General features: G+C 72.3%; 25 protein-coding genes. 4 read left to right on the top strand and 21 right to left on the bottom strand.

Annotated features, from left to right (window positions below):
• Positions 1-5 precede the first annotated feature (5 nt).
• Positions 6-2,069, top strand: a complete 2,064-nt coding sequence (locus ACZLMO_RS14810; protein WP_425714921.1) for a M13 family metallopeptidase — start codon at positions 6-8, stop codon at positions 2,067-2,069.
• Between the two features lie 93 nt (positions 2,070-2,162).
• Here ACZLMO_RS14810 and ACZLMO_RS14805 read toward each other — a convergent pair whose 3' ends face one another.
• The 10 genes from ACZLMO_RS14805 to ACZLMO_RS14760 form a co-directional block, all read right to left on the bottom strand.
• Positions 2,163-2,930: a hypothetical protein gene (locus ACZLMO_RS14805; protein WP_463654171.1), complete on the bottom strand. Its 768-nt coding sequence runs from the start codon at positions 2,928-2,930 to the stop codon at positions 2,163-2,165.
• Positions 2,931-3,111: 181 nt separating this feature from the next.
• A complete protein-coding gene (locus ACZLMO_RS14800) occupies positions 3,112-3,858 on the bottom strand; it encodes a hypothetical protein (RefSeq protein WP_463654170.1) in 747 nt (248 codons plus the stop codon).
• A 166-nt stretch (positions 3,859-4,024) separates the two neighbouring features.
• Entirely contained in the window at positions 4,025-4,768 is a 744-nt protein-coding gene (locus ACZLMO_RS14795) for a hypothetical protein (RefSeq protein WP_425714924.1), read from the bottom strand.
• A 77-nt stretch (positions 4,769-4,845) separates the two neighbouring features.
• Positions 4,846-5,478: a hypothetical protein gene (locus ACZLMO_RS14790; RefSeq protein WP_463654169.1), complete on the bottom strand. Its 633-nt coding sequence runs from the start codon at positions 5,476-5,478 to the stop codon at positions 4,846-4,848.
• A 96-nt stretch (positions 5,479-5,574) separates the two neighbouring features.
• Entirely contained in the window at positions 5,575-5,844 is a 270-nt protein-coding gene (locus ACZLMO_RS14785; protein WP_425714926.1) for a hypothetical protein, read from the bottom strand.
• 16 nt (positions 5,845-5,860) lie between these two features.
• A complete protein-coding gene (locus ACZLMO_RS14780; RefSeq protein WP_463654168.1) occupies positions 5,861-6,412 on the bottom strand; it encodes a hypothetical protein in 552 nt (183 codons plus the stop codon).
• A 43-nt stretch (positions 6,413-6,455) separates the two neighbouring features.
• Positions 6,456-7,211, bottom strand: coding sequence for a hypothetical protein (locus tag ACZLMO_RS14775; protein WP_463654167.1), 756 nt, complete (start codon positions 7,209-7,211; stop codon positions 6,456-6,458).
• Positions 7,212-7,383: 172 nt separating this feature from the next.
• A complete protein-coding gene (locus tag ACZLMO_RS14770) occupies positions 7,384-8,148 on the bottom strand; it encodes a hypothetical protein (protein ID WP_463654166.1) in 765 nt (254 codons plus the stop codon).
• A 136-nt stretch (positions 8,149-8,284) separates the two neighbouring features.
• Positions 8,285-9,058: a hypothetical protein gene (locus tag ACZLMO_RS14765; RefSeq protein ID WP_463654165.1), complete on the bottom strand. Its 774-nt coding sequence runs from the start codon at positions 9,056-9,058 to the stop codon at positions 8,285-8,287.
• Positions 9,059-9,130: 72 nt separating this feature from the next.
• Positions 9,131-9,757: a mycothiol-dependent nitroreductase Rv2466c family protein gene (locus ACZLMO_RS14760; protein WP_463654164.1), complete on the bottom strand. Its 627-nt coding sequence runs from the start codon at positions 9,755-9,757 to the stop codon at positions 9,131-9,133.
• Positions 9,758-9,917: 160 nt separating this feature from the next.
• On the opposite strand from ACZLMO_RS14760, the gene pepN reads away from it, so the two are divergent.
• On the top strand, positions 9,918-12,524 hold the full coding sequence (gene pepN, locus ACZLMO_RS14755) for an aminopeptidase N (protein ID WP_463654163.1): 2,607 nt from the start codon (positions 9,918-9,920) through the stop codon (positions 12,522-12,524).
• Between the two features lie 145 nt (positions 12,525-12,669).
• Here pepN and malQ read toward each other — a convergent pair whose 3' ends face one another.
• Positions 12,670-14,814: a 4-alpha-glucanotransferase gene (gene malQ / locus ACZLMO_RS14750; RefSeq protein WP_463654162.1), complete on the bottom strand. Its 2,145-nt coding sequence runs from the start codon at positions 14,812-14,814 to the stop codon at positions 12,670-12,672.
• Between the two features lie 136 nt (positions 14,815-14,950).
• On the opposite strand from malQ, the gene ACZLMO_RS14745 reads away from it, so the two are divergent.
• Both ACZLMO_RS14745 and ACZLMO_RS14740 read left to right on the top strand, forming a co-directional pair.
• Entirely contained in the window at positions 14,951-15,367 is a 417-nt protein-coding gene (locus ACZLMO_RS14745) for a globin (protein ID WP_463654161.1), read from the top strand.
• 98 nt (positions 15,368-15,465) lie between these two features.
• On the top strand, positions 15,466-16,383 hold the full coding sequence (locus tag ACZLMO_RS14740; protein WP_463654185.1) for an acyl-CoA thioesterase: 918 nt from the start codon (positions 15,466-15,468) through the stop codon (positions 16,381-16,383).
• Between the two features lie 215 nt (positions 16,384-16,598).
• Here ACZLMO_RS14740 and ACZLMO_RS14735 read toward each other — a convergent pair whose 3' ends face one another.
• The 10 genes from ACZLMO_RS14735 to ACZLMO_RS14690 all read right to left on the bottom strand — a co-directional run bounded on the left by ACZLMO_RS14735 (position 16,599) and on the right by ACZLMO_RS14690 (position 26,435).
• Entirely contained in the window at positions 16,599-17,138 is a 540-nt protein-coding gene (locus ACZLMO_RS14735; RefSeq protein ID WP_463654160.1) for a DUF4282 domain-containing protein, read from the bottom strand.
• Positions 17,139-17,180: 42 nt separating this feature from the next.
• Positions 17,181-17,669 (bottom strand): acyl-CoA thioesterase, encoded by a 489-nt coding sequence (locus ACZLMO_RS14730; RefSeq protein WP_463654159.1) that lies wholly within the window; start codon positions 17,667-17,669, stop codon positions 17,181-17,183.
• Between the two features lie 142 nt (positions 17,670-17,811).
• Entirely contained in the window at positions 17,812-18,672 is an 861-nt protein-coding gene (locus ACZLMO_RS14725) for a fumarylacetoacetate hydrolase family protein (protein ID WP_425714937.1), read from the bottom strand.
• A 5-nt stretch (positions 18,673-18,677) separates the two neighbouring features.
• Positions 18,678-19,055, bottom strand: coding sequence for a RidA family protein (locus ACZLMO_RS14720; protein ID WP_463654158.1), 378 nt, complete (start codon positions 19,053-19,055; stop codon positions 18,678-18,680).
• A gap of 14 nt (positions 19,056-19,069) precedes the next feature.
• Positions 19,070-20,182, bottom strand: coding sequence for an alanine racemase (locus ACZLMO_RS14715; RefSeq protein ID WP_425714940.1), 1,113 nt, complete (start codon positions 20,180-20,182; stop codon positions 19,070-19,072).
• Between the two features lie 103 nt (positions 20,183-20,285).
• Entirely contained in the window at positions 20,286-21,134 is an 849-nt protein-coding gene (locus ACZLMO_RS14710) for a PIG-L deacetylase family protein (protein ID WP_425714941.1), read from the bottom strand.
• Between the two features lie 35 nt (positions 21,135-21,169).
• Positions 21,170-22,936: an ABC transporter ATP-binding protein gene (locus ACZLMO_RS14705; RefSeq protein WP_463654157.1), complete on the bottom strand. Its 1,767-nt coding sequence runs from the start codon at positions 22,934-22,936 to the stop codon at positions 21,170-21,172.
• A 1-nt stretch (position 22,937) separates the two neighbouring features.
• Positions 22,938-23,885 carry an oligopeptide ABC transporter permease gene (gene opp4C / locus ACZLMO_RS14700; protein ID WP_463654156.1) on the bottom strand — a complete coding sequence of 316 codons (948 nt, stop codon included), beginning with the start codon at positions 23,883-23,885 and terminating at the stop codon, positions 22,938-22,940.
• On the bottom strand, positions 23,882-24,841 hold the full coding sequence (locus ACZLMO_RS14695; protein WP_463654155.1) for an ABC transporter permease: 960 nt from the start codon (positions 24,839-24,841) through the stop codon (positions 23,882-23,884). The genes opp4C and ACZLMO_RS14695 overlap by 4 nt, the downstream gene beginning before the upstream one ends.
• 4 nt (positions 24,842-24,845) lie before the next feature.
• Positions 24,846-26,435 carry an ABC transporter substrate-binding protein gene (locus ACZLMO_RS14690; protein ID WP_463654154.1) on the bottom strand — a complete coding sequence of 530 codons (1,590 nt, stop codon included), beginning with the start codon at positions 26,433-26,435 and terminating at the stop codon, positions 24,846-24,848.
• Positions 26,436-26,478 lie beyond the last annotated feature (43 nt).

Below are 26,478 nucleotides of genomic sequence, written 5' to 3'. Positions count from 1 at the left end.
ATGCCATGACCTCACCGAGCACCGAGCAGCCCGTCGACCTCGAGAGCTACGTGGACCGCGGCGTCCGCCCGCAGGACGATCTCTTCCGCCACGTCAACGGACGCTGGATCGCCGAGACCGAGATCCCGTCCGACCGCGCGCGCATCGGCGGGTTCGTCGACCTGCGCGACCGCTCCGAGGAGCGGGTCCGCGCCCTCATCGAGGAGCTCGGCGAGGCGGCCGCGACGGGCGAGGACGCCGGGTCGGTCGCCGAGGCCGGCGCCGACGCCGCCGCGGAGAACCCCGACCCCGCGGGTGCCGCGCCCAAGATCGGCGCGGTGTACGCGATGTTCATGGACGAGGCCGCGATCGAGGCCGCCGGCGCCGCCCCGCTGGAGGCGGACCTCGCACTCGTCCGCGGTGCCGACGACCACTCCTCGCTCGCCCGCGTCATGGGCGAGCTCCAGCGCACGGGCGTCTCCGGCATCGCCGGCATCGACGTCTCCCCCGGCATCTCCGACCCGGACTACCTCGTGTGGTTCGCGCAGGACGGCATCGGCCTGCCGGACGAGGCCTACTACCGCGAGGCGGAGCACGCCGCCGTACGCGAGGCGTACGCGGGGCACGTCGCCCGGCTCCTCGAGCTCGTCGGTGCCGTCGAGGCCGGGGAGGGCGCGGGCGCCGCGGAGCGGATCCTCGCGCTCGAGACGCGTATCGCCGCGCACCACTGGGACGTCGTCGCCACCCGCGAGGCGGACAAGATCGACAACCCGATGTCCTTCGTCGAGCTCGCCGGCTCGGCCCCCGGGCTCGACTGGGACGCCTACCACGCGGGGCTGCGCCTGCCCGAGGGCGAGCTCAAGCTGCTGGTCGCCACGCCGTCCGCGCTCGTCGGCGCCGCGCAGACCTGGGCGGAGACGCCGCTCGAGGACCTCAAGGTCTGGCTGTCCTTCCACGCGGCGGCCTCCCGTGCGTCCCTGCTCACCGAGGAGATCGTGGCCGAGCGGTTCGACTTCGCGGGGCGCACGCTCACCGGCGCGCAGGAGAATCGCGAGCGCTGGCGCCGGGGCGTCGGGCTCGTCGAGGGCCTGCTCGGCGAGGACGTCGGCCGGCTGTACGTCGCGCGGCACTTCCCGCCCACGCACAAGGCGCGCATGGACGAGCTCGTGACCAACCTCGTCGAGGCATACCGCGTCTCGATCGACGGGCTGGACTGGATGAGCCCCGAGACCAAGGAGCGGGCCCAGGCGAAGCTCGCCGCGTTCAACCCGAAGATCGGGTACCCGGAGATCGTCCGCGACTCCTCGGGCCTCACCGTGACCGAGGGCGACCTCGTCGCCACCGTGCGCGCCGGGCGCGCGTACTGGTGGGACGACGAGATGTCGCGCTACGGCGGCGAGGTCGACCGGCGGGAGTGGCTGATGACGCCGCAGACCGTCAACGCGTACTACAACCCGGTGTGGAACGAGATCGTCTTCCCGGCCGCGATCCTCCAGCCCCCGTTCTTCGACCCGGAGACCGACGACGCCTTCAACTACGGCGGCATCGGCACGGTGATCGGCCACGAGATCGGGCACGGGTTCGACGACCAGGGCTCGAAGTTCGGCCCCGACGGCCAGCTCGAGAACTGGTGGACCGACGAGGACCGCGAGCGGTTCATGGAGCGCGCGAACGCCCTCATCGCCCAGTACGACGGCCTCGTGCCCGCCCAGCTCGGCGAGAGCTCGGAGGTCTCGGTCAACGGCGCCCTCACCGTCGGCGAGAACATCGGCGACCTCGGCGGGCTCGACATCGGCCTCAAGGCCTACGCGATCGCCCTGCGCGCGCAGGGGGTCGACAGCCTCGACGACGCTCCGGTGGTCGACGGCCGCACCGGCCTGCAGCGCTTCTTCACCGGGTGGGCGCGCGTGTGGCGCTCGAAGCACCGCGACGAGGTGCTGCGCACGCAGATGTCCACCGACCCGCACTCCCCCGACGAGTTCCGCGCGAACGTCACGGCCTCCAACCTCGACGCCTTCCACCGGGCGTTCGACGTCCAGCCGGGCGACGGTGGCTACCGGGCCCCGGAGGAGCGCGTCGCCATCTGGTGAGCCGGGCGGGCAGCGCGCGGCCGACAGTCGCGCAGGACGGCGCATCGCCGCCACGACGGCGGTGCGCCGCAGTCGCCGTCCCGACCTCCGACGTCACCCGAGCGCCAGGGAGTCGAGGACGGTCGCGACGTCCTCCTCGACGACGTCGGTCCTCTCGGCGGTGACGACGAACATGACGAGCACGACGACGCCGTCCGGTCCTGGCACCGGATAGGCGATCGTGTCCCACTCCCCCGACGTGCTGCGCGCCTCCCAGCGCGTCACGCTCTCGCCGGCCACGTCCCGCGTCCCCGCCTCGACGATGCTCGCCGGGTCGTTCCCGCGCGCCGCAAGGAGGCCGGGCATGTCCGCGACCGGACCGTCGGCCGGTTCCACCACGACCGTCGAGCCGGCGATCGTGCCGTCCGCGGTCGCTGTGGCCATGGCGAGCGAGCCCGGCGGGAGGTTCGCCGCCGCGGCGGACTGCTCCTCCCACGCGTCCGGGTAGGTCACCGAGAGGGCCAGCGCCCCGTCCGGTGCCGGGGCGCGGTCGCCGGACGGCGCCGCGTCCTCCGATGCGGAGCCGGTCCTCGTCTCTGTCTCCTCGGTCTCCGGATCGGGCTCGGGTGCGGGTACGGACGAGGGCGAGGTGTCGGAGCCAGGGTCGGGATCCACCGGTCGTTCGTCGTCGTCGGGCGGGGTGTCCGACCCGGCCCCGGACTCTGAGGACCGGGCCCCGTCAGGCGCGACCGTCCCGTCCGACGCGCCCGTCGGCTCGCCGTCGCCGCAGCCGGCGAGGGCGAGGCCGGCGGCGAGCAGGAGCGCCGTGAGGGAGGTGCCGCGAGCGGCGTTGCTGGACCCGGAGCGTGTGCGTGTGCGCATGCGGCCAGGCTGGCCGCGCGCAGCACCTCGGGCGGCTCGTCATCCACACGTCCGCTCCGAACCGCCACCTGTCCACATCCACCGGGACGGGGCACCACGACGAACGACGACGGCGCCACCCGCGATGGGCGACGCCGTCGTGCGACCCGCGAGGCGGTCCCTCGGGACGGCCCTCGGCCGGTCAGCTGATCTCGATGGAGTCGAGGATCGCCTCGAAGTCCTCCTCGTGGCTGTCGAAGTCGTCCACCGGGGACTGGACCGAGATCTCGACGTACGAGCCGTCCTCGAGCGGGAAGCCGTAGGCGCGCTGGCGCATCTCGCCGTCGCCCAGGTCCTGCGTCGTCTCGATGCCCTCCGCCTCGTGCCCGCCGATGTCGCGCGGCTCGAGCTCGGTGAACTCCGACGTGTCCTGGCCGCTCTGCTCGAACAGCTCCATGAACGTGCCCTCGCCGATCGTGCCGGGCGCGTACCGGATGACGCGTGCCCCGGTCGGGAACGGCTCGGCCGGGTCGAGCGCGTAGGCGTGGGTCTCGGCCACCCCCTGGGGCAGGCCGGCGCTGTCGGTCTCCAGGTCCTCCCAACCCTCGGGCCAGGTGATGTCGATGCGTTCCTCGGCGGCAGCGCTCCCCGACTCTCCACCGGGGCCGGCCGAGCCGGACTCGCTCCCGGTCTCGGGCGGCAGGCCCGCGGGGTCGTCGGACCCGGTCTCGGACCCGGAGCCCGATTCGGCGCCGTCGTCGGACCCGGACTCCGCGCCGTCCCCCGCGCCGCCCGACGTGACCTCGGGCTCCTCCGACGTCTGCGGGGAGTCCTCGGTGGTGGTCGTCTCCTCGTCGTCGCCCCCGCCGCAGGCGGCGAGCGTGAGGCCGGCGCCAAGCGCGACGGCCGCGACAAGGGATCGACGGACAGGCGTGTGCATGATCCTCATGCCCTCCACTGTGCATCAGGGCGCCACAGGCGTGGGACCGGGATCCGCACGGGGCTCCCCCACCATTCGTGCCGACACCCATCACGCACGACGACGGCGCCGCCCGAGGTGGGCGACGCCGTCGTGCGACCTGCGGGGCGGTCCCTCAGGACCTCACCTCAGCGGGTCAGTTGATCGTGATCGAGTCGAGGATCGCGTTGAAGTCCTCCTCGTTGGCCTCGAACTCGTCGGCGGAGGACGAGAGGACGATCTCGACGAACGAGCCGTCCTCGAGCTGGAAGCCGTAGGCGCGCTGCACGATGGCGGTGCCCTGGGCGTCCTGCTCGAACTCGAGGCCCTCGGCCTCGTTCCCGTCGATGTCGCGCGGCTCGAGCTCGGTGTAGGCCGAGGTGTCCTGGCCGCTCTGCTCGAGCAGCTCGATGTAGGAGCCGTCGCCCATGATGCCGGGCGCGTAACGGATGGCCGTGACGTTCGTGGCGAAGCTGGCCGAGTCGGTCGTGCCATAGGCGTGCATCTCCTCGACGCCCTCCGGGATCGGCATCTCGCCGGCGGCCGCGGACAGGTCCTCCCAGCCCTCGGGCCAGGTGATCTCGATGCGCTCCTCGCCGGTGGCGCCGCTCTCGGACTCGCCGCCGGGCGCCGCGCCGGCCGAACCGGCCTCGCTCTCGGTCTCCGGGGGGAGGCCCGCTGCGTCGTCGGACTCGGTCTCGGACCCGGTCTCGGCGGCGTCGGACTCGGTCTCCCCGCCGTCCGAGGGAGCCTCGGGCTCCTCCTCGGTCTCCGGAGCCTCCTCCTCGGTGGTGGTCGTCTCCTCGTCGTCGCCCCCGCCGCAGGCGGCGAGCGTGAGGCCGGCGCCGAGCGCGGCGGCCGCGACGAGGGAGCGACGGACAGGCTTGTGGGTGATGTTCATGTGAACCACTTTCCGGTAGGGGTCTGTCGAGTACGGGAAGGATCGACGGGGAGATCTCCCCGTGGGACCTTCCTCACTCAGTCGATGACGACGGATGCGAGGATCTCGTCGAAGGTCGGTATGAGGCCGGCGAACTCGGTCTCCTCGGCGACCAGGGTGATCTCCACGAGACCGCCGTCGTCGAGCTCGACCGGGTAGAGGTGCTGGACGACCGAGCCGGTCCCGGGGTCGGTGACGCGCTCGTACGGGGTGACGGGGGTTCCGTCCACCTCCCGTCCGGGCAGCTCGAGGAGCTCGGCGAGATCGGTCCCCTGCTCCTCGAGGATCTCGGCGTACGACCGACCCTCGGTGGTGGACTCCCCGAACGACATGACGACGACGGAGGTCGCGAACTGGTTCGTCGGGTCGCCGTACGCCTGGACCTCGGCCCCCTCGGGGGTGGTCGAGATGTACGGCGACAGGTCTTCCCAGCCCTCGGGCCAGGTGATCTCGACCTCCGGGCCGTCGAACGGCTCGGCGGTCGGGCTCTCCGACGACGACTCCGGCGACGACTCGGACGACGACTCGCCCGAGCTCTCCGTCGAGGGGGTCTCCCCCGACGTGCTCTCGGAGTCGTCCTCGCCCCCGCCGCAGGCGGCGAGGAGGAGCGCACAACCCGCGGTCGCAGCGAGTGCTGCGGCGGCGCGGACGTGCGTCGGTCGGGTGCTCATCGCCCCCACGCTTGCACCACCGGCGCGATCTCGCATCCCTGCCCGCCGTGAGATGAACCGCACGCGACACGCCGCGGAGGTACCCGTCGACGCCCCTCAGTCGACCGAGATCGAGTCGATGATCGCCTGGAAATCCGGCTCGAACTCGCCGAACGTGGCCTGGGGTGCACCCACGACGACCTCGAGGAACTGGTCGTCCTCCGTCATCAGCCCGTAGCCGTGCAGAAGCTGGTCCTCCACGCCTTCGGTCTCGAAGACGATGGTGACCTCGTACCCGTCCGCCTCGGTGCCGAGGATCTCCCGCGGCTCGATGAGCGCCGCGTCCTGCCCGGGCCCGTCCGGCGTGGAGCGGCAGTGATCCACCATCGACTCGGCGTAGTCGTCACCCCAGTAGCCCGGCTCCCACAGCGTGATCCGGACGTTGGCGGGGCCGGTGAGGGTCAGCGCGCTGAGCGTCTCCTCCTGCCCCCCCGCTGCCCGGCTCCTGGGGCTGAGCCTCCCATTCCTCGGGCAGTGCGACCGTCACGCGGCCGTCCCCGACGGCTGCCGGATCACCCGGCTCGACGGCGTCGTCGTCGGAACCGGCCGACCCGGTCACGCGCGAGTCCGAGCTCGACTCCTCGGGTGCGGAGGTCGCGTCGTCCGTGCCGGACTCCTCGGCGCTCTCGTCCTCCGAAGGCGTCTCCCCGGTCGAGGTCTCCCCGCTCGGGGCCGCCTCGCTCGGGGCCACGGTGCCCTCGGGCGCGCCGACCGAGGCCGGCGGCTCGGGAGCGGGGCCGGGCGTCGAGTCGTCGTCCCCGCCGCAGGCGGCGAGCACGAACGTGAGGGAGAGGGCGAGAGCGCCGACGCCGAGACGTCGGGCGGACGGGTGCGGAGCCGTGGGAGACGAGTCGGACGGTTGCGGGCCGGTCGGACGCGCGGCGGGAACACTCACGGCTGGATCCTTCGTCACGACGAGCTGGAGGCGGAGGCGTCGGTCAGCTGATGACGACCGAGTCGAGCGCCGCCTCGAAGGCCTCCTGGTGCTCGTCGACGGAGTCGATGCCTGCCGAGTACACGATCTCGACGGCGCTGCCGTCCTCGAGGACGACCCCGTAGAGCTGCTGGCGGTACGTGATGCCCTGCTGCGACGCGTCGGTCGAGTACCCCTCGGCCGGGTGCCCGCCGATCTCGCGCTCGGGCAGGTCGCGCAGGCTGGAGGGGTCCGCGACCTGCGGCTCGGCAAGATCGCGGTACGAGCCGCTCGGGACGGTGCCGGCCGGGTAGGCGACGACGACGATGTTGGACGTGAAGGTCCCGGGCTCCGCGTCCGGCACCGCGTAGGCCTGCACCTCGAGCGGTGCCGTGCCGGCGGCGAGCTGCTCGCTCACGTCGGTCCAGCCCTCGGGGAACTGCATCTCGACCTGGGGCACGTCACCGGACCCCGCGGCGGCGTCGGAGCCCTCCTCGGTCGGAGCCTCCGTCGCGTCGTCGGAGCCGTCCTCGCTCGTCTCCTCGTCGGCGGGCTGCGTCTCCTCGGCAGGCTCGGTCTCCTCCGCCGGCTCGCTCTCCGTCTCGGAGGTCTCCTCGTCGGTGGGCTCGCTCTCCTCGGCAGGCTCGGACGCCGGAGGGTTCTCGTCGGGCGAGGGCGCGATCGCGGAGTCGTCGTCACCGCCGCAGGCGGCGAGGGTGAAGGCGGTCGCGAGGGTGAGGGCCGCGGCGGCGGCGTGGCGGGGGGACGTCGAGATCTGCATGGCCGAAGTCTCTCATCCCGCACACGGTGACAAGATGCGTCGTGCGGCGAGTTCTCCCCATGGTTCCGCGGTTCGACGGTTCCACAGATCGGCGGACGCACCGAGGCCCGGGACCCCTGCAGGGGTCCCGGGCCGCGGGCGACGTCGGACGTCAGTCGTTGGTGGTCTCGGGTCAGTTGATGGTGGCCGAGTCGAGGACCGTCTCGAAGAGCTCCATGCCCTCGGTGATCTGGTCGACCTCCGCCGAGAGCACGAACTCGACGATGCTGCCGTCCTCGAGGACGACGCCGTACAGGCGCTGGCGGAAGGTCTCGCCGGCCTCGGACGCGTCCTGCTGGTAGCCGGTAGCGGTGTGGCCGTCGATGTCGCGCTCGCCGACCTCGTTCAGCTGGCCGGAGTCGCCTCCCAGCTGCTCCACGAGCAGGTAGCCGTAGCTCGCGCCCTCGGGGGCGGTGCCCGCCGGGTAGGTCGTGATGACGGCGTTCATCGAGAAGCCGTCCTGGCTCGGCACGCCGTAGATCTGCATGCCCATGCCGGGCTGTTCCGGGACCTGGTCGGACATGTCGACCCACTCGTCGGGCCAGGTGACCTCGACCTGCGGGAGCTCGCCGGTCGCGCCGGCGCCCGGGGCCTGCTCGTCGGAGTCGCTGGGCGCCTCGGCCGCGTCGTCGCTCGGGGCGGCGGCCGCGTCGTCCTCGGTGTCCTCGTCCTCCGCGGGGGCGTCCTCGCTGGGCGCCTCGGCCGCGTCGTCCTCGGTGTCGCTGTCCTCGTCCTCCGACGGCTCCTCGGCCGGCTCCGAGGGCTCGGTCGTCGTGGCGTCGTCGTCGGGCGAGTGAGCCACCTCGTCGTCACCACCGCACGCCGCGAGCGTGAGCGTGGCGGCGAGGGCGAGGGTGGCGGTGGCTGCGTGGCGGGGGGAGATCTTTCGCGTTGTCATGACGTCAGATTGATCCGCCGGTCGAGGTCCGGTGAACCGCTGTCATGGGGACGTCTGACCAGGTCGGACTACCCGTCGGACCGCGACCGTCCGGCATCACCGGGAGTCCGTCCGAATCACCCGGGGCCCGGCGGGTCTACTCGATGTCGATCGACTCCGCGACCTGACGAAGGCCCGGAAGGTCCGCCTCCTCGTCCCCCGCGTCCATCGCGAACTGGAGCTCCCACTGGTAGCCGTCGGAGTAGATCGGGTACGTGTACTGGACGAACCCGCCCGTCGGTGTCGACATCTCCACCCGCAGGCCGGGTACCGAGGAACCGTCGACGGTGATCGCGTCGGCCTCCGACATCTCGGCGTCCGGCGGCCGCTGGGCCTCGAGCGCCTCGCGGTAGGCCTCGAACGAGCCGGCTCCGCCCTCGATCGCCGTGAGCGTGAGCTGCGTGCCGTTGGCGGCGGTCTCCAGGGGGGCGGCGCCGAGGACGATCGTCGGGTGGCCCTCGTAGGCGAACGACAGGTCGTTCCAGCCCTCGGGCAGCGCGTAGGACACGGTGCCGGCGTCGTGCTCGATCGTGATCCGCTCGCCGTCGGCGGCCGGCGCCTCGCCCTCCGCGTCGTCGTCGCCCTCCTCGGAGGTCGGTTCCTCGCCGGCCCCGTCGCTCGGGGAGTCCCTGGGCTCGTCCTCCGCGGGGCCGTTGGGCTCAGCGGCGGACCCGGCGCCCTCGTCGTCGTCGGCCGTGCTCGACTCCTCGGTCTCCTCCTCCGCCGGACCCTCGGAGCTCGAGGACCCGGACGGGGACTCCTGGGACTCGCTCGTCTCCTCGTCGTCGAGGCTCTCGACGGGTGAGCAGGCGGCGAGCGCCGCCGCGAGGACGAGCGCCGCGCCGGCGCCGAGGGTGCGACCGTGCCGCATGGGACTCCTTCTCAGGGGACGGGGACGAACCGCCGTGCCGGTGCGCCGGCACGCGTCGGGTCGATCAGGGGGTCAGGCGAGGATCGGACCCGAGGTCCGGGTGCGCTTGAGCTCGTAGAGCCCGGGCACGGAGACGACGAGCGCGAAGCCGTCCCACAGGCGCAGCGCGTCCTCGCCCGTGGGGGCGGGGGTGACGACCGGGCCGAAGAACGCGCCGTCGCCGTACTTGATGACCGGCACGCCGACGTCGTCGCCGACCAGCTTCTGAGCGGTGGCCGTCGTGGCCCGGAAGGCCTCGTCGAGCGAGGAGTCCTCGGCGGCCTCGACGAGGTTTGCCGGCAGGTCGAGCTCGGCGAGCGCCTCGGTCACGACCGCGAGCTCCTCGCTCTTGCGGTCCTCCGGGTGGAACTTCGTGCCGACGGCCGTGTAGAGCGCGGCGAACTGCTCGGCGGTCAGGCGCTCCTTGGCGGCCTGGAAGACGCGCACCACGCCCCACTGGCGGTCGAGGCCCGCGCGGTAGTCGGCGGGGACGTCCTTGCCCTCGTTGACGATGACGAGCGGCATGAGGTGGAGGTGGAGGTTGAGCCCGCGGGCCTCGGCGACCTCGGTGAGCCAGCGGGAGGTCATCCACGCCCAGGGGCAGTGGGGGTCGAAGAACAGGTCGACGTCGTGCGGCTGGAACGAGGCGGAGTCCGTCATGACCTCATCGTCCCACGGGGTCGGGCCGGTCGGCGGGAGCGGCACAGGGTGTCGACGGCGGCCCGCGCCGGTACGCGGTTACGCTTCGAGGTGGCGCTCCTGCGCCCGGCCGGGACCACGGCGGTCCCGGTGCGTCAGCCCCCGATCCACAGGAGCCCTCGTGCCCGCAGAGAACCTCACCCGGGCGGAGGCCGCCGAGCGCGCCTCCGTCGTGGCCACGCAGACCTACCGGGTCGAGCTCGATCTCACCCGTGGACCCGAGGTGTTCGGTTCGACGACGACGCTCACCTTCGCGGCCACCCCCGGCGCGTCCACGTTCCTCGACCTCATCGCGCCGGTCGTCCACCGGATCACGCTCAACGGGTCCGACGTCGACACGTCCGCGTTCGCCGACTCGCGCATCGAGCTGACGGGCCTCGCGGAGACCAACGAGGTCGTCGTCGAGGCCGACGGCGCCTACATGACCACCGGCGAGGGCCTGCACCGGTTCGTCGACCCGGTCGACGAGAACGTCTACCTCTACTCGCAGTTCGAGGTGGCCGACGCGCGTCGCGTGTTCGCGTGCTTCGAGCAGCCGGACCTCAAGGCCGAGTTCAGCTTCGTCGTCACCGCCCCCGCGAGCTGGACGGTCTTCTCCAACGAGGCGGCCGCCGAGGTGAGCGACGCCCCGGTCGACCCCGGTGCCGACGGCGACTCCGAGGCCGACGCGCGGACCTGGACGTTCGCCCCCACCGCCCGCATCTCGACCTACCTCACGGCGATCGTCGCCGGCCCGTACGCCGGGACCACCGGCGAGCTCACCTCGAGCGACGGCCGGACGATCCCCCTCGGCGTCTACGCGCGCGCCTCGATCGCCGAGCACCTCGACTCCGAGACGATCATGGACGTCACCCGCCAGGGCTTCGCCTTCTACGAGGAGGCGTTCGACCGCCCCTATCCGTTCACGAAGTACGACCAGGTGTTCGTACCGGAGTTCAACGCGGGCGCGATGGAGAACGTCGGCCTCGTCACCTATCTCGAGAACTACGTCTTCCGCGGGCCCGTGTCCGGCGCCGTGCGCGAGCGCCGCGTCATCACGATCCTCCACGAGCTCGCCCACATGTGGTTCGGCGACCTCGTGACCATGCGGTGGTGGAACGACCTGTGGCTCAACGAGTCGTTCGCCGAGTACGCGTCCCACCTCGCCGCCGCCGAGGGCCTGGGGATCGACGACTCGTGGGTGACCTTCACGTCGCTGGAGAAGGCCTGGGCGCTCGACCAGGACCAGCTGCCGACGACCCACCCGATCGTCGCGTCGATCGAGGACCTCGAGGACGTCGAGGTCAACTTCGACGGGATCACCTACGCCAAGGGCTCCTCGGTCCTCACCCAGCTCGTCACCTTCGTCGGGAAGGACGCCTTCCTCACGGGCCTGCGCCGCTACTTCGCCGCGCACGCCTTCGGCAACACCGAGCTGTCCGACCTGCTCGTCGAGCTCGAGGCCGCCTCCGGGCGCGACCTGCGGGCGTGGTCGACCGTGTGGCTCGAGTCCGCCGGCGTCACGACGCTCACGCCGGAGGTGACGACCGAGAAGGACGACGAGGGCGTCGAGCGGATCGCCACCGCCGCGATCCTCCAGTCCGTGCCGGACGCGCACCCGGTCCAGCGCCCGCACCGGCTCGCGGTGGCGGGGTACGAGCTCGACGGCGAACGGCTCGTGCGCAGCTGGTCCGAGGAGGTCGACGTCGACGGCGCGCGCACCGAGCTGCCGGAGATCGTGGGCCGGCCCTGGCCCGCGGTGCTGCTCGTCAACGACGAGGACCTCTCCTACGCCAAGGTCCGGCTCGACGACCGCTCGCTCGCCGCGGCCACCAAGCACGTCGACGCGTTCGCCGAGGCGATGCCGCGCACCCTCGTGCTCGCGTCCGCGTGGGACATGACGCGTGACGGTCAGTGGGCCGCGAGCCGGTACCTCGACCTCGCGCTGCGGGCGCTGGCCTCCGAGCAGCAGCCCACCGCGATGCGGGTGCTGCTCGCGAACGTGCGCACCGCCGTCGAGCGATACTCCGACCCGACCACGCGCGACCAGGTCCGCGCCGCGGTCGCGGACGACCTCGTGGTCCTCGCCGGCCGCGCCGAGGCCGGGTCCGACGCCCAGCTCCAGCTCTCGCGGGCGGCCGCCCAGCTCGTGGTCACCGACGAGCAGGTGGCGACCGTCCGCGGCTGGGTCGACGGCACCGCGCCTCTGGCCGGCCAGGAGGTCGACGCCCAGCAGCGGTGGGAGGTCCTGCGCGGGCTCGCGCTCGCCGGGGCCGTCACGGACGACGACGTCGAGGCGGCCCTCGCGGCCGACCCGTCGGCGACCGGCCGCGAGTACGCCGTGTGGGTCCGGGCCGCCCGCCCCACCGCGGAGGCCAAGCAGTGGGTGTGGGAGAACATCGTCGAGGCCGCGAACCTGCCGAACACCCAGCAGCGGTACGCCGCCCTCGGGTTCGCCGACGTGCGTGACCCGCAGCTCCTCGCCCCGTACGTGCGCCGCTACCTCGACGCGCTGGTGCGGGTGTGGACCGAGCAGACGAACGAGATGGCGCAGAACGTGGCCACGCTCGCGTTCCCGGCCACACTGGCGGGACGCGCGGACGAGGCCGGCGTCGACGTCGTGGCCGAGACCCGCGCCTGGCTCGAGGCGAACGCCGACGCGCCGGCCGCCCTGCGCCGCCTCGTCGCCGAGCGGCTCGACACGGCGGAGCGCGCGGTACGCGCCCAGGCGGTCGACGCGGGCCGCTGAGGTAGGGGGCCGCCGGTGAAGCACCAGCCCGGCGACCACCCTCAGCGACGAATGCGGCGATCGGGTGGTGAGTGCGGGGACCGGATCCCCGCACTCATCGCCCGATTCCCTACGTCGAGGGCCGGAGCAGGCACCCGCGCCCGGGTCAGCGACCCTGGCGGCCCATCGCGCGCTCGACCGTCGCCACGAGCGAGCGGACGCGCGGGTGGGCGTGCAGGTCGTCGAGGAGGACCACCTGCTCGGTGCCGTCGGCGAGCGGCACCTTCCAGTTCGGGTACTCGGTGTGCGTTCCGGGCTGGTTCTGGGCGCGCCGCTCCCCCACCGCGTCGACGAGCGAGACGCCCACGAGGTAGCTCGGCGTCGCGGCGACGTAGGCGTGCAGCGCCTCGAGGATCTCGCGCTCCGAGGGGTCCTCGCCGACCAGCCCGTGCTCGCGCAGGCGCTCCACGGTGCGGCGACGCTCGAGCGCGGACTCGGCCCGGACCTGCTCGACCGGCTCCACCAGCAGGCCGAGGCGCTCGCGCAGGTCGACGTGCTCGTCGGCGAGGTACCCCGCGACGGGCGGCAGGTCGTGCGTGTCGACGGTCGCGAGCGCGAGCCGCCGGTAGTCCGCGGGCTCCTTCGGCCGCCCGTCCTCGTCCTTCTCGAACCAGAACACCTGCGTGCCGAGGACGCCGCGCTCCTCGAGGTAGTCGCGCACCCAGGGCTCGACCGTGCCGAGGTCCTCCCCGATGACCACCGCGCCCGCGCGGTGCGCCTCGAGCAGGAGGACGCCGACCATCGCCTCGTGGTCGTAGCTGACGTAGGTGCCCTGGTCGGCCCCGCCGTCGGTGGGGATCCACCACAGGCGGAACAAGCCGGCCACGTGGTCGACCCGGATCGCGCCGGCGTGGCGCAGCACTGTGCGCAGCATCTGCCGCAGCGGGGCGTAGGCGGTGCGCGCGAGAGCGTCGGGCCGCCACGGGGGCTGGGACCAGTTCTGGCCCTGCTGGTTGTACATGTCCGGCGGCGCGCCGACCTCGATGCCGGCGGCGAAGACCTCCTGGCCGGACCAGCGCTCGGCGCCCTGGGAGTCCACCCCGACGGCGAGGTCGTGCATGATGCCGAGCCGCATGCCGGACTCCGTTGCCGCGCGCTGCGCCGCCGCGAGCTGCTCGTCGAGCACCCACTGGAGCCACGCGAAGAATTCGACCCGGTCCGCGAGCTCGGAGCGCTTGAGCGCCACCTGCGGGCTTGCGGGGTCGGTGAGCTCGACCGGCCACGGCTCGCCGGCCTGGTCCTCGAGCAGCGCGCACCACAGGGCGAAGTCCTCCAGGCCCTCGCCCTCGTCCGCCCGGAACCGCTCGAACGCCTGCTGCCGCGCGGCGCTGCGGCCGGCGGCGAAGATCACCTCGAGCGCCTGGAGCTTGGCCGCCCACACGGCGTCGCGGTCGAGGGGCTCGTTCGTCTCGTTGAGGGGGCGCACCTCGTCCGCCGCCCACTGCACGAGCGAGCGCTCGGGGCCGGAGAGGTAGGTGGCCTCGTGGATCTCCTCGGGGCGCAGGTAGATCGGGTTGACGAACCGGCGCGTGACCGGGAGGTAGGGGGACGTCTCCATCCCCTGCACCGGCTGCGCGGCGTGCAGCGGGTTGATGAGGATGAAGTCGGCGCCGGAACCCCCGGCGAGCGCGGCCAGCTCGGCGAGGTCCGCGGCGTCCCCCAGCCCCCAGGAGCGGCGCGACCGCACGGAGTACAGCTGGGCGCTGAGCCCCCAGCCGCGGCCGCCCTCGAGCTCGGGAAGCTGCAGGCGGTCCGGCGTCACGGCCATGGGTGCACGACGACGCCGAGCACCCGCGGGCTTGGCGACCACCGTGTGCCAGCCGAGCGGCAGGTCGGCGGGGACGACGAACTCCACCCTCGACTGCGTGCGGCCGTCGACCTCCCGCATCTCGGGCGGCTCGGCCGCGGGGCTCAGCTCCCACCGCTCGCCGTCCTCGAGGCGCACCTCGACGTGGACGTCGGTGCCCAGCGGGACGTAGACCGACAGCCGGGACTCGTGCCCCTGCCGCACGACCACCGAGTCGGGCAGGACCTCGCGCCAGGGCGCCAGCTCGTGCTCCTCGAGGGACTCGGCGACCTCGTCGTCGGTGTCCGCCGGGACACCCAGGGCCCGCAGCGCCGACCGGATCGTGGCCGCGCTGATCGTCCGGTGCTTCCCGTGGAAGTCCCAGAACTCGGTGGCGACCCCCTTGAGGTCTGCCAGACGCGCGAGGGCCTGCGAGGGTGCCACGGCGTCGTCGGCGTCCGTCATAGAGCTCCTTACGTGAGGCCCGCGCTGGCCGGCCGTCGAGGTTCGGTGGAACATCATGATCCTGCCAGAGCGGAACGGCGGACGCCGTGAGGTTGTGCCGTGTTGCCGCAAGGGTTCCACGGGTGACAATGGGGCGATGACGACGAGCGACCGATCGACCCAGCTGGCCGAGCGCGCGGCGCTGTTCGCCCGCCTCGGCGGCCACGAGACCTTCGAGCTGCTCGCCCGTCGCTTCTACGAGGGCGTCGCCACGGACGAGGTGCTCGCGCCGATGTACGAGGGCGACCTCGAGGGCGGCGAGCGGCGCCTGCGGATGTTCCTCGAGCAGTACTGGGGCGGGCCCACCACGTACTCCGAGGAGCGCGGCCACCCGCGTCTGCGGATGCGTCACGCGCCGTTCCGCGTGACCCCGGACGCTCGGGACCGGTGGCTCACGCACATGCGCGCCGCCCTCGACGACGCCGGGCTCGACCCCGAGTCCGAGCAGGCCATGTGGGACTACTTCGTCCGCGCCGCCGACGCGATGATCAACACGCTGGAGCCGCGGCCGTGAGCGATGAGCAGACGACGCACGTCGGCGTGCCCTCGGTGCCTCCCCCGCCGGGCGACCGGTCGGGCGTGCTCGACGTCCCGAGCAGCGACTCGGAGCAGATGCGGCGCATCCTCGACGCCATGCGCCTCGAGCGCACCGGCGACGACACGTACGCGGCGGAGTCCCTGCCGCAGCTGTCGGGGCGGATCTACGGCGGGCAGGTGCTCGCCCAGGCGATCCTCGCGGCCGACGACACGCTCGTCGACGACGGGGACGGCCCACGCCTGCTGCACTCCGCCCACGGCTACTTCCTGCGCCCGGGCAACGCCGACCACGGGGTGACCCTTGCCGTCGAGCGCCTGCACGACGGCCGCTCGTTCTCCACCCGCCGCAGCCACGCGTTCCAGGGCGGGAAGCCGATCCTGTCGATCATCTTCTCGTTCCAGGAGACCCAGCCGGGGCTCGAGCACCACGACCCCGCACCGGACGCGCCGGACCCGGAGACGCTGCCGAGCGCGATCGACCTGTTCGAGTCCGTCGACCACCCCGTCGCGCGGTTCATGTCCTCGACCGCGGCGTTCGACATCCGGCACGTGGGGCCGAGCATCTACCTGGGGCCGGACCCGGACAGGTCCGACACGCAGATGCTCTGGATGCGGGCTCGTGCCCCGTTGCCCGAGGGCAGCAGCCAGCTCCTCCACCGCGCCCTGCTCGCCTATGCCTGCGACCAGGTGATGCTCGAGCCGGTGCTGCGTCGACAGGGACTGACGTGGCGCACGGACGGGCTCTCGATGGCCTCGCTCGACCACTCGATGTGGTGGCACCGAGAGCTGCGGGTCGACGACTGGCTGCTGTTCGTCCAGCGCTCGCCGTCCGCGCAGGGCGGCCGTGGCCTCGGGACCGCCGAGGTCTACGACCGCTCCGGCGCGCTCGTGTCGACCATCGGGCAGGAGGGCATGGTCCGCGTGCCCGAGCCCCAGCCGCACGTCTCGGGGTCGGGTCCCGGCGAGCAGTGGCGCCGGCCGTCCCTGCGATAGACACCTGCACGACGACGAGGCGCGCCCGGGCAGGACGTGCCCGATCGGGCGCGGGCTCGGGCCTCGTGCGCGCCGGCACCGCACCCGGGTCCCCGCGGCCCAGACGTCCCCCGCGGCATGCGATCTCCCGAGGGCGGGCAAGACCCCGGGAGCACGCGAGGACCGGGGAGCACGCGGAGTCCCGGCGCGGGGGCACCGGGACCCCGGGGCTGCCGTCAGGCCCGGCGGACCATGTCGGTCGTGTTCTGCGCCGTCCGGATGAGCGCGATCGCCGACTCGAGGCCGACGCGGACGAGGACGAGGTAGAGCAGGGCCGGCACCCAGCCGAGCAGGAGGGCGAGGATGCCGAGCATCGCCTCTCCCGTCGCGAAGCCGGTGACCACGAGCATGAGCCAGCCGATCGCGGCGATCCCGATGACCAGCACATAGATGATCTTCGCGAACGTCAGGGTGATGAAGTCGTTGAAGGACAGGTCGAACAGCTTGGCGAAGAACCCCTTCGCGGCGTCCGCCGGGGCTGTGGCGCGGTACGGGTCGCCGCCGCCCGGGGGACCTCCCGCCCGGCCGGGGCCTCCGGGGCCGCCGTAGCCCCCGGGCGGCCCGTACCCGCCGTGACCGCCGGGCGACGGTGCGCTCGGATGGACGGCGTACTGGCCGGTCCCGGGCGACTGCGCGGAGTGCAGGCCGGAGTCCTGGTGCTGGTCGTCGGGCTGCCCGGGGTGGTGACCGAGCGGTTCGGGGGGATGGTGGGACATGAGTGCCTCCGAGGGCTCTCCATCGAGCTGGCCAGAGGGGGTTCAGGCCGTGTTCTCGACCGTCGCCGAGCCACCGTCGGACGTGTCTCGGTCCCGGCGTCGGAAACGTATCGCAGCATCCGTGAGTTCGGACCACGCTGAACGTTCGGCCGCGGTGATCCTGCGCGGACGTCCAGTCTCCTCGTCGACGAGGACGAGCGTGGTCGTCGCCCGCGCGGCCGGCCCGTCAGGCCCGGGGATCTCGTAGCAGACGTCGATCGACGCCCCGCCCATGTGCGAGATCCACAGCTCCACCTGCAGGGGCTCGAGCGAGTACTCGACGGGCGCGAGGTACTCGATCTCCTGTCGGGCGATCAGCGTGTTCGTGCCCGACCCGGGGCCCATCGCGGGCGAGTCCTCCCCCTGGCGCGGCTGCCAGAACGCCTGGATGCGGCACTCCTCGAGGATGCCGAGCATCTTCGCGTTGTTGACGTGCCGGTAGGCGTCGATGTCCGACCAGCGCAGGCGCACGGGGATCGTCAGGCGAGGCATGGGAGCCATTGTCGCCCGACCGTCCGGGTCCGATGGTGACCGGCCGTGCGGAGGCACGGCCGACGACCGGGACCGGCCCGGACGGCCGACGACGAGAACGGCGCCCGACGGGCACCGACGAGCCGGACGACGACGGGCGGGGCTAGGCGGCGCTCCCGTCGCCGGGCACGAGGCGCGAGCGCTGGTGGCCCAGGCCGTCCACGCCCATCTCCATGACATCCCCGCCGGTGAGGTAGGGGAAGCGACCCGACAGGGCGACGCCCTGCGGCGTCCCCGTGCTGATGAGGTCGCCGGGCTCGAGCCGCACGTACTGCGAGAGCTCGTGGACGATCGTGGGGACGTCGAAGATGAGGTCCGCCGTCGTCGAGTCCTGCCGCGGCTCGCCGTTGACGGTCGACCAGATCCGCAGGTCCCCCGGGTCCAGCTCGCCCGCCGGCACGAGCGCGGGACCGACGGGGCAGAACGTCGGCGCGGTCTTACCCTTCGACCACTGCCCGAGCGAGGTGACGAGCTGGTGCTCGCGCTCGGAGACGTCGTTGCACACGACGTACCCGGCGATCACGGCCTCCGCCTCCTCGCGGGAGGCGAGCCGGTGCGCGGCGCGGCCGACGACGATGCCCAGCTCCACCTCCCAGTCGAGCTTCTCGGCGCCCGGGGGGATGACGACGTCGTCGTAGGGGCCGACGACGGTGTTGGGGTGCTTGAGGAAGACGATGAGCTCGCTCGGGGGCTCGGCGCCGGACTCCGCCGCGTGGGCCGCGTAGTTCTGGCCGATGCAGATCACCGCCGTGGGGCGGGCGATCGGCGCGCCGACGCGGGCGCCGTCGATGCTCATCTCGGGCAGCTCGCCCGCCTCGAGCGCGCGGGCGACGCGGTCGATCCCGCCGCCGCCGAGGAAGTCGCCGTCGATGTCGGCGGTCAGGCCGTCCAGCGCGTACGTCGTGCCGCCCTGCCGGACCACGGGTCGCTCGCCGCCGACCGGACCGATACGCAGGAGCTCCATGCCGGTCACGCCTCCGGGTCGAGCGCGACGACCGCGTCGATCTCGACGAGGAAGCCGCTGAGGTCGGCCTGGATCGAGGTCCGCGCCGGGTACGGCTCGCTCAGGCACTCCTTCGAGACCTCGTTGAACTCGGGCCAGTCGGCCATGTCGTTGAGGTAGACGCCGATGCGCACGGCATTGCTCATCGAGGTCCCCGCCGCCTGGGCGACGGCCTCGAGGTTGGCGAACGTGCGCCGCACCTGGTCCGCGAAGCTGCCGCCGACGAGGGTGCTGTCGGCGTCGAACGGCCCCTGCCCCGCGAGGAAGAGGAACCCCCCGCTGACGATGCCGGACGAGTACGGGCCCGCCGGCGCGGGGGCCTCGGGCGAGGTGATCTGCTGCATGGGGGTGTTCCCTTCTAGTGACGGCCCAGGACGGGCCAGACGTCGACGACGACACCGCCGTCGACGACGAGGACGTGGCTGTGCATGTTGGTGAGCCCGCAGGCGTGGTTGGGGCGGAACCGGACGAGGTCGCCGACCTGCAAAGGCGCAGCGCCGCCGAGCACGCCGTGCTCCTCGTACCCCTTGGCGAGGACTCCCCCGCCGTCGGTGACGACGGTGCCGATCCGTCCGTCGCCGTGCATGCTCGGGTCGGAGCTCATGGCCTTGATCCCGGCGTCGACGACGACGGGCTCGCCCCGCTGCGTGCTCACCACGCGGCTGAGCACGCTCGTCGCGGTGTCGGCCGGGTCGATCGTGCCGATGGCGACCTGGTTCTCGTCGCCGTAGACGTAGGTGCCCGGACGGGCCTCGGTCACGCCGTCGGCGCTCGGGGCCGACCGTGAGCCGGCGGTCGAGCCGACCGAGACGCTGCCGACCTCGAGGCCGTCCGCACGCAGCCGGTCGGCGACATCGGCGAGGAGGCGCCCCGCCGCCGTGCCGACCTCGAGGCGCCGCTCCGGGTCGGGCCCGAGGGCCTGGACGTGCCCCTCGTGCGTGAAGATCCCCTCGAGCACGAGACCCGGCAGGTCCGCGAGGTCCCGGGCCACGGCCGGCGCCTCCTCGGGGTCGACGCCGGTGCGCCCGAGGCCGGTGTCGACCTCGAGGCGGACCTCGACCTCGACGCCCTGCGCGGCCGCCGCCTCGGCGAGCGGCCGGGCCGAGGCGAGCGAGTCGACCCCGACGATCAGGCGCGCGCGCCGCGCGGCGCCCAGCGCCGTCGCGACCCGGTGCGGACCGACGGGCGGGTACGCCCAGAAGACGTCCGGCACGCCGGCCGCGACGAGCGCCTCGACCTCGCCGGCCGTCGCCGCCGTGAGCCCGACCGCCCCCGCCTCGAGCTGCATGCGGGCGACCTCGGCGGACTTGCTCGTCTTCCAGTGGGGACGCAGCGCGACGCCGAAGCCGCGCGCCACCCCCGCCATCCGCGCGATGTTGCGCCGCACGGTCGGCAGGTCGACGAGGACCGCCGGGGTCGGCAGCTCCTCGAGCGGTCGGCCGACGACGTCGGCGGGGTCGGTCACGGTCACGGGGCCCTCCAGGGCGTCTCGGTGGGGTCGGCCGGTCAGGTCGGCAGGTCGGGCAGGCCGGCGGGCGGGACCGACGCCGGAGGCGGCGGCGTCGTCGGGGTGACTAGGCGAGCGGGAACTCGCGACGCACGTCGAACTGCGAGTACGCCACGTGGCGGGTGAGCGGGTCGGCCGCCTCGGCGTACTCGGTCAGCGGGAGCAGCGACCGGGTCTCGCCACGGAAGCGGACGTAGGGCTCGGCGAGCGCGACGCCGGCGGTGCGGCCGAACTCGCCGTTGCTCGCCTCGATGAGCTTGCGGGCGAACGGGCCGTCGTAGCCCTGGCTCGAGAAGCAGTCCATCGCGGCGATCTTGCGGCCGACCACCGAGGTGATGTCGATGAACAGGTCGTTGCGCACGCCGTAGGTGGACAGGGCGTCGCCCGCCATGACCGGGAGGCCGCCGAGGAAGACCTGCTTGACGTTGACCTCCTCCTTGCCGTCGATGTTCTTGAGGAACTGGGAGGCACGGTCGAGGGCGGCGATGAGCGTCATCGTCGCGATCGTGTGCGCGGAGTTCGTCACCGCGGGGTTCTGCGGGTAGTCCGCAATGATGACGTCGGGCCGGTGCTTGGCGATGAGCTCGGCGACCTCGTCGACCATGTCCTCCTGCACCACGCTGATGGCGTCGTCGTGGTCGAGGAACTCGATCGTGCCGATGCCGACGATCTCGGCGGCGCGCCGCAGCTCGCCCTTCTTGTTCTCGATGATCGCCTCGCGGTCGGCCTCGAGGAGGGCGAGGTCGGCGGCGTCCTCCTTGCGCGCCTCCTCGGCGTAGACGTTGGGGTGGATCCGTCCGCCGTGCGTGAGGATCACGGCGACGATCTCGTCGCCGGCGTCGGCGTGGAGCGCCAGCGTGCCACCGCAGTTGGTGATCGTGTCGGCGGGATGGGCGTAGACGGTCATGACGCGCATGGGTGTACTCCTGTTGTGGGGTTGGTCGTGCAGATCTAGTGGGTGGTGACGTGCGTGAGCTGCCGGTCCCGCTGACGCTCGGGGTCCGGGACCGGCGCGGCCTCGACGAGCCGACGGGTGTAGTCGGTCTGCGGGTCGTTGAGGACCGCCTGCGCGTTCCCGCGCTCGACGATCTGCCCGCCCTGGAGCACGACGACGCTCTCCGAGAGCAGCTCGACGACCGCGAGGTCGTGGCTGATGAAGAGGCAGGAGAAGCCGAGCCGCTGCTGCAGGTCCTGGAACACGTCGAGCACGGCGGCCTGGACCGACACGTCGAGCGCCGAGGTCGGCTCGTCCGCGATGAGCAGCTCCGGGTCGAGCGCCAGCGCCCGGGCGATACCGACCCGCTGGCGCTGGCCGCCGGAGAGCTCGTGCGGGAAGCGCGTGACCCACGCGGCGGGCAGCTGGACCTGCTCGAGGAGCTCGACGACGCGGGCCTTGCGCTCGGCCTTCGTCATCTCGCGCCGGTGCGCGACGAGCGGCTCGGCGATGCACTGGCCGATCGTCATCCGCGGGTTGAGCGAGGAGGCCGGGTCCTGGAAGACCATGCCGTAGTTCGCGCGCGACCGGCGCGCGGCCCCTCCCCGCAGGTCCTTGAGGTCGACGTCGCCGACCCGGATGCTGCCGGCCGTGATCGGGGCGAGCCCGACGATCGCCTTGCCGATCGTCGACTTGCCCGATCCCGACTCGCCCACGAGCCCGACGACGGACCCCTCGGGCACCGAGAAGCTGACGCCGTCCACCGCGCGGAAGCCCTGCCGGCGCCAGGAGCGGTTGTACTGGACCACGAGGTCGGTGACCTCGAGCGCGACCGGGTCGGAGGTCTCCGGCTCGGCGGGAACGGGTTCCTCGCCGGTCGGCTGCGGCACGGCGTCGAGGAGCTTGCGCGTGTAGGGGTGCTGCGGCGACGCGAAGAGGGCGTGCGACTCCGCCGTCTCGACGACCCGCCCCTCCTTCATGACGACGATGCGGTCGGCCATGTCGGCGATGACGCCCATGTCGTGCGTGATGAGCAGGATCGACAGGCCGCGGCGGTCGCGGATCGCGCGCAGGAGGGCGAGGATCTCCGCCTGGATCGTCACGTCGAGGGCCGTGGTGGGTTCGTCGGCGATGATGACGTCCGGGTCGTTGACGAGCGCCATCGCGATGACCGCGCGTTGGCGCATGCCGCCGGACCACTGGTGCGGGTACTGCTTCGCCCGCTCCGCGGCGTCCGGCACGCCGACCCGCTCGAGGGTCTCGACCACCAGGGCGCGGGCCTTCGCCCGGCCGGCCCGCGGGTGGTGGATGAGGTAGGCCTCCTCGATCTGCGCACCGATGGAGATCACCGGGTCGAGGGTCGTCATGTGGTCCTGGAAGACCATCGCGATGCGCCGCCCCCGGATCTTGCGCATCCCGCCCTGGCTCAGCGTGGCGAGGTCGACGCCCTCGAACTCGATGTGTCCGCCGAGGATGGAGGCGGTCGGGGGCAGGATCCGCAGGACGCTGAGCGCGGTCATGCTCTTGCCAGAGCCGGACTCACCCACGACGCCGACGATCTCGCCCTCGTGGACCTCGAGCGACACGTCCTCGAGGATGCGCGCCTTGCCCTGGGGCGTCCGGATGTCGAGGGTGAGGTCGCGGACCGCCAGCAGGGGGTTCGTCGTCGTCGACCCGTTCGTGGTCGAGCCGCTCGACGTGCTGTCCGTCGTCGACCTGATCGTGGTCGACCCGTTCATGATCGGCCCGTCCGACGTGGTCGTCGTCGTCTTCTCGTCTGTCATGTCAGGTGTTCTTCCGCGGGTCGATGGCGTCCCGGACGCCGTCCCCGATCGCCATCGCCGACAGGACGGTGACGGCGATCATCAGACCGGCCGGCACCCACAGCCACGGCATCGACGACAGGACGGTGAGGGACTGGGCCTCGTTGAGCATGTTGCCCCAGCTGGACTCCGGGGGCTGGACGCCGGCGCCGAGGAACGACAGCGAGGACTCGAGGAGCACGGACTCCGCCACGAGCAGGGTCGCCGAGACGACGATCGGGGGCAGCACGCCGGGCACGAGGTGCCTCACGAGGATGAACCCGGTCCGCGAGCCGAGGGCCCGCGCGGCCTGGACGAACTCCTCCTCCCGGAGACTGAGCACCACGCCTCTCGCGATGCGCGCAGGCGTGGGCCACGCGAGGCCGGCGATGACGATGATGAGCATCGGCACGCTCGGTCCGATGACGCCGGCCAGGACGATGATGACGAGCACCGGCGGCACCGAGAGCATGATGTCGATGACGCGGCTGATGATCCCGTCGACGATGCCGCCGAACCATCCGGCGACGACGCCGGCCAGCGTGCCGATGACCACCGCCATGAGCGCGGCGAGGAAGCCCACCATGAGCGAGATCTGGCCGCCCGCGAGCAGCCGGCTGAAGACGTCGCGCCCGGTCGAGTCCGTGCCGAGCCAGTGCTCCCCGGACGGCGGCTGGCGGACGTTCGTCAGGTCGATGGCGTTCGGCGGGTGCGGGCTGATGTACGGGGCGAGCACGCTCGCGAGCACCGTGATGACCAGGGCGATGACGCCGATCACCGCGATCGGGTTCTTGAGGAACCGGCGCACCGCGAGCTTGTCGGGGGACGACTCCGACTGCGTCGCGGCGAGGTCGGCCCCCGTGACGGGACCGGGGCTCTGGCCCGGGGACAGGTCGACGCTCGAGGCGGGACCGGGGGTCTGGCTCGTCATCGTGCGGTCCTCACCCTCGGGTCGATGATCGTGTAAGACAGGTCGGCGATGAGGTTGCAGATGAGCACGAGCACCGCGATGTAGAGCCCGAACCCGATGAGCACCGGGTAGTCGCGCTGCCCGAGGGCGTCGATCGCCAGCTGCCCCATCCCGGGCCACGAGAAGATCTGCTCGAGCACGACCGCACCGGACAGGGCGATCGGGATCGTCATCGCGAGCACCGTGACCAGCGACATCAGGCTGTTGCGCAGGGCGTGCCGCAGGGCCCGTGCCTGCGTGCCGCCCTTCGCGATGATCGTGCGGACGTAGTCCTTGTTCAGCTCCTCGAGCACGCCGCTGCGCACGTACCGGATGAAGTTGGCCGCGTTGGCCAGGGCGAGCAGGCCCACCGGCATGATCATGTGGAGCAGCAGGTCGCCGAGGTCGTCGCGACCCGGCGAGTGCATCCCCGAGGAGGGAAGGACCTGCATCCGCACCGCGAAGGTGTAGATGGCGAGCATGCCGAGGAAGAAGCTCGGGACGGCGATCGCGATGACGCTCACCGAGCTGATCGTGTAGTCGGCGATCGTGTTGCGGCGCACGGCGGCGATGACGCCGGCCGGGACCGCGACGATCAGACCGATGGTCAGGGCGCTGCCCATGAGCAGGGCCGTGGGGCCCAGCCGGTCGGCGAGGAGGTCGCCGACCGGCCGGCCGTTGGTGTACGAGTAGCCGAGATCCCCCGTCAGGAGCCCACCGAGCCAGCGCCAGAACTGCACGACGATCGGCTGGTCGAGACCGAACCTCTCGCGGACCGACGCGAGGTACGCGTCGCGTTGGGCTCCGGCCAGCTCCGGCGGCACCATCATCTCGATGGGGTCGCCGGGTGCGAGCCGGACCAGCGCGAACAGTCCGATGGCGATGAGCAGGAAGACAGCCACGCTCGAGAGGAGACGTGGGACGAGGGCTCTCAGCATGCAGCTACTCCGTCACGGTCCACTCGGCGACGTTCCAGAAGCCGTTGGCGAAGTCGCCGTGCGGCTCGAAGCCCTGGAGGCGGTCGCTCGACGCCCACAGCGTGTCGGGGACGTAGAGCCAGAGGTAGGGCACCAGCTGGTTGTCCATGCGGACGGCGTCCTGGTAGATCGACTCGCGCTCGCCCTCGTCGGCCGTCACGGCACCCTCCTCGAGCAGGGCGTCGAGCTCCTCGTTGCAGAACAGGGACGTGTTGCCTCCGGCGGGGAAGACGTTGTCGCAGGTCAGCGCGTTGGCCGAGACCGTCGGGTCGGGGGTGTAGAAGCCACCGCCCGAGACCATGAGGTCGTACTCCGCGTTCTCGATCATCGAGAGCTGGTTCGCGCTCTCGATCTGCTGCGCGACGGCGTTGACGCCGATCGCGTTGAGGTTCTCGATGGCGACCTGGACGGCGGCGTCACGATCGGCCGTCCCGGGGATGTAGCTGATCGCGACCTCCTGGTCGAAGTCGAAGCCCGCCTCCTCGAGGAGCGCCGTCGCCTCCTCCGGGTTGTAGTCGTACGTCTCGAGGTCGTCGGGCAGCGCCCACGGCGTCATGATCGTGCTGTTGATCGTCTCGCCGTGGCCGCCGAGGATGCCGTCGATGATGCCCTGGCGGTCGATGGCCATGAGGAACGCCTGACGGATCCGCTCGTCCTCGAACTTGGTGAAGTTGACGAGCAGGCGGAGGAACCCGGGCGACGGCGCCGAGCCGACGGTGACGCCGTCGAGCCCCTCGACCGTCTCGAGGTCCTGCGGCGCGATCTGGACGAGGTCGATCTCGCCGGTGGCGAGCTGCGCGGTCGCGACGTCGCTCGTGAGCATCTGGAGGTAGAGGGTGTCGATGCCGACCTCGGTCCAGTAGTTGGGGTTGGCCTCGAGGACGACGTTCTGGTCGGTGTTGAACTCCTGCATGACGTAGGGGCCGGAGCTCACGGTCGGCATCGTCCAGAACTCGTGCTCCATGATCTCGCCGGGCGCGACCTCGCCGAGGACGTGCTCGGGGAGGATCCCGAAGCCGATGCCGAACTCCGCGAGGTACCCGGGGGTCGGGTCGGTGAGCGTGATCGACACCGTCTGCTCGTCCTCCGCCACGAGGCCCTCGAGCGTCTCGGCCGAGCCGTCCTGGACCGCGTCGAACCCGACGACGTTGTCGAAGGGGGCGACGTTGGGGCTGGCGACGTCCGGGTTGGCGAACAGGTTGTACGTGAAGACGACGTCGTCCGCGGTGATCGGCTCACCGTCGCTCCACTCGAGTCCCTCGCGCAGGTGGAACGTGTAGGTGGTCGCGTCGTCCGAGACGTCCCACGACTCGGCGATGCGCGGGACCGGCTCGAAGTCCGGGCCCAGGTTGAACAGGCCGTCGTAGACGAGCGACATCGTCAGCTGCTCGGCACCCTGGCCGGGCGCGAGCGGGTTGAACTGGACGGGCGCCTGGTACAGGTAGAGGTTCGCCGACGTGGCCTCGCCCCCGTCCGACCCGGACTCGCCGCCGTCACCGTCGTCGCCGCCGCCCCCGCAGGCGGCGAGCAGGGCCGTCGTGAGGCCGACTGCCACGACACTCTTCGCGATTCGTGATCGCATCATTGCTCCTCGTGAT

This window comes from Georgenia sp. G2120, assembly GCF_055326485.1.
This window is presented reverse-complemented; position numbering and strand designations above follow the sequence as displayed.

Coding starts and splice junctions, on each gene's coding strand:
- ACZLMO_RS14810 (WP_425714921.1), top strand. CDS start 6: ATGACCTCACCGAGCACCGAGCAGCCCGTCGACCTCGAGAGCTACGTG.
- ACZLMO_RS14805 (WP_463654171.1), bottom strand. CDS start 2,930: ATGCGCACACGCACACGCTCCGGGTCCAGCAACGCCGCTCGCGGCACC.
- ACZLMO_RS14800 (WP_463654170.1), bottom strand. CDS start 3,858: ATGAGGATCATGCACACGCCTGTCCGTCGATCCCTTGTCGCGGCCGTC.
- ACZLMO_RS14795 (WP_425714924.1), bottom strand. CDS start 4,768: ATGAACATCACCCACAAGCCTGTCCGTCGCTCCCTCGTCGCGGCCGCC.
- ACZLMO_RS14790 (WP_463654169.1), bottom strand. CDS start 5,478: ATGAGCACCCGACCGACGCACGTCCGCGCCGCCGCAGCACTCGCTGCG.
- ACZLMO_RS14785 (WP_425714926.1), bottom strand. CDS start 5,844: ATGGTGGATCACTGCCGCTCCACGCCGGACGGGCCCGGGCAGGACGCG.
- ACZLMO_RS14775 (WP_463654167.1), bottom strand. CDS start 7,211: ATGCAGATCTCGACGTCCCCCCGCCACGCCGCCGCCGCGGCCCTCACC.
- ACZLMO_RS14770 (WP_463654166.1), bottom strand. CDS start 8,148: ATGACAACGCGAAAGATCTCCCCCCGCCACGCAGCCACCGCCACCCTC.
- ACZLMO_RS14765 (WP_463654165.1), bottom strand. CDS start 9,058: ATGCGGCACGGTCGCACCCTCGGCGCCGGCGCGGCGCTCGTCCTCGCG.
- ACZLMO_RS14760 (WP_463654164.1), bottom strand. CDS start 9,757: ATGACGGACTCCGCCTCGTTCCAGCCGCACGACGTCGACCTGTTCTTC.
- malQ (WP_463654162.1), bottom strand. CDS start 14,814: ATGACGGACGCCGACGACGCCGTGGCACCCTCGCAGGCCCTCGCGCGT.
- ACZLMO_RS14745 (WP_463654161.1), top strand. CDS start 14,951: ATGACGACGAGCGACCGATCGACCCAGCTGGCCGAGCGCGCGGCGCTG.
- ACZLMO_RS14740 (WP_463654185.1), top strand. CDS start 15,466: ATGCGGCGCATCCTCGACGCCATGCGCCTCGAGCGCACCGGCGACGAC.
- ACZLMO_RS14735 (WP_463654160.1), bottom strand. CDS start 17,138: ATGTCCCACCATCCCCCCGAACCGCTCGGTCACCACCCCGGGCAGCCC.
- ACZLMO_RS14730 (WP_463654159.1), bottom strand. CDS start 17,669: ATGCCTCGCCTGACGATCCCCGTGCGCCTGCGCTGGTCGGACATCGAC.
- ACZLMO_RS14725 (WP_425714937.1), bottom strand. CDS start 18,672: ATGGAGCTCCTGCGTATCGGTCCGGTCGGCGGCGAGCGACCCGTGGTC.
- ACZLMO_RS14720 (WP_463654158.1), bottom strand. CDS start 19,055: ATGCAGCAGATCACCTCGCCCGAGGCCCCCGCGCCGGCGGGCCCGTAC.
- ACZLMO_RS14710 (WP_425714941.1), bottom strand. CDS start 21,134: ATGCGCGTCATGACCGTCTACGCCCATCCCGCCGACACGATCACCAAC.
- ACZLMO_RS14705 (WP_463654157.1), bottom strand. CDS start 22,936: ATGACAGACGAGAAGACGACGACGACCACGTCGGACGGGCCGATCATG.
- opp4C (WP_463654156.1), bottom strand. CDS start 23,885: ATGACGAGCCAGACCCCCGGTCCCGCCTCGAGCGTCGACCTGTCCCCG.
- ACZLMO_RS14695 (WP_463654155.1), bottom strand. CDS start 24,841: ATGCTGAGAGCCCTCGTCCCACGTCTCCTCTCGAGCGTGGCTGTCTTC.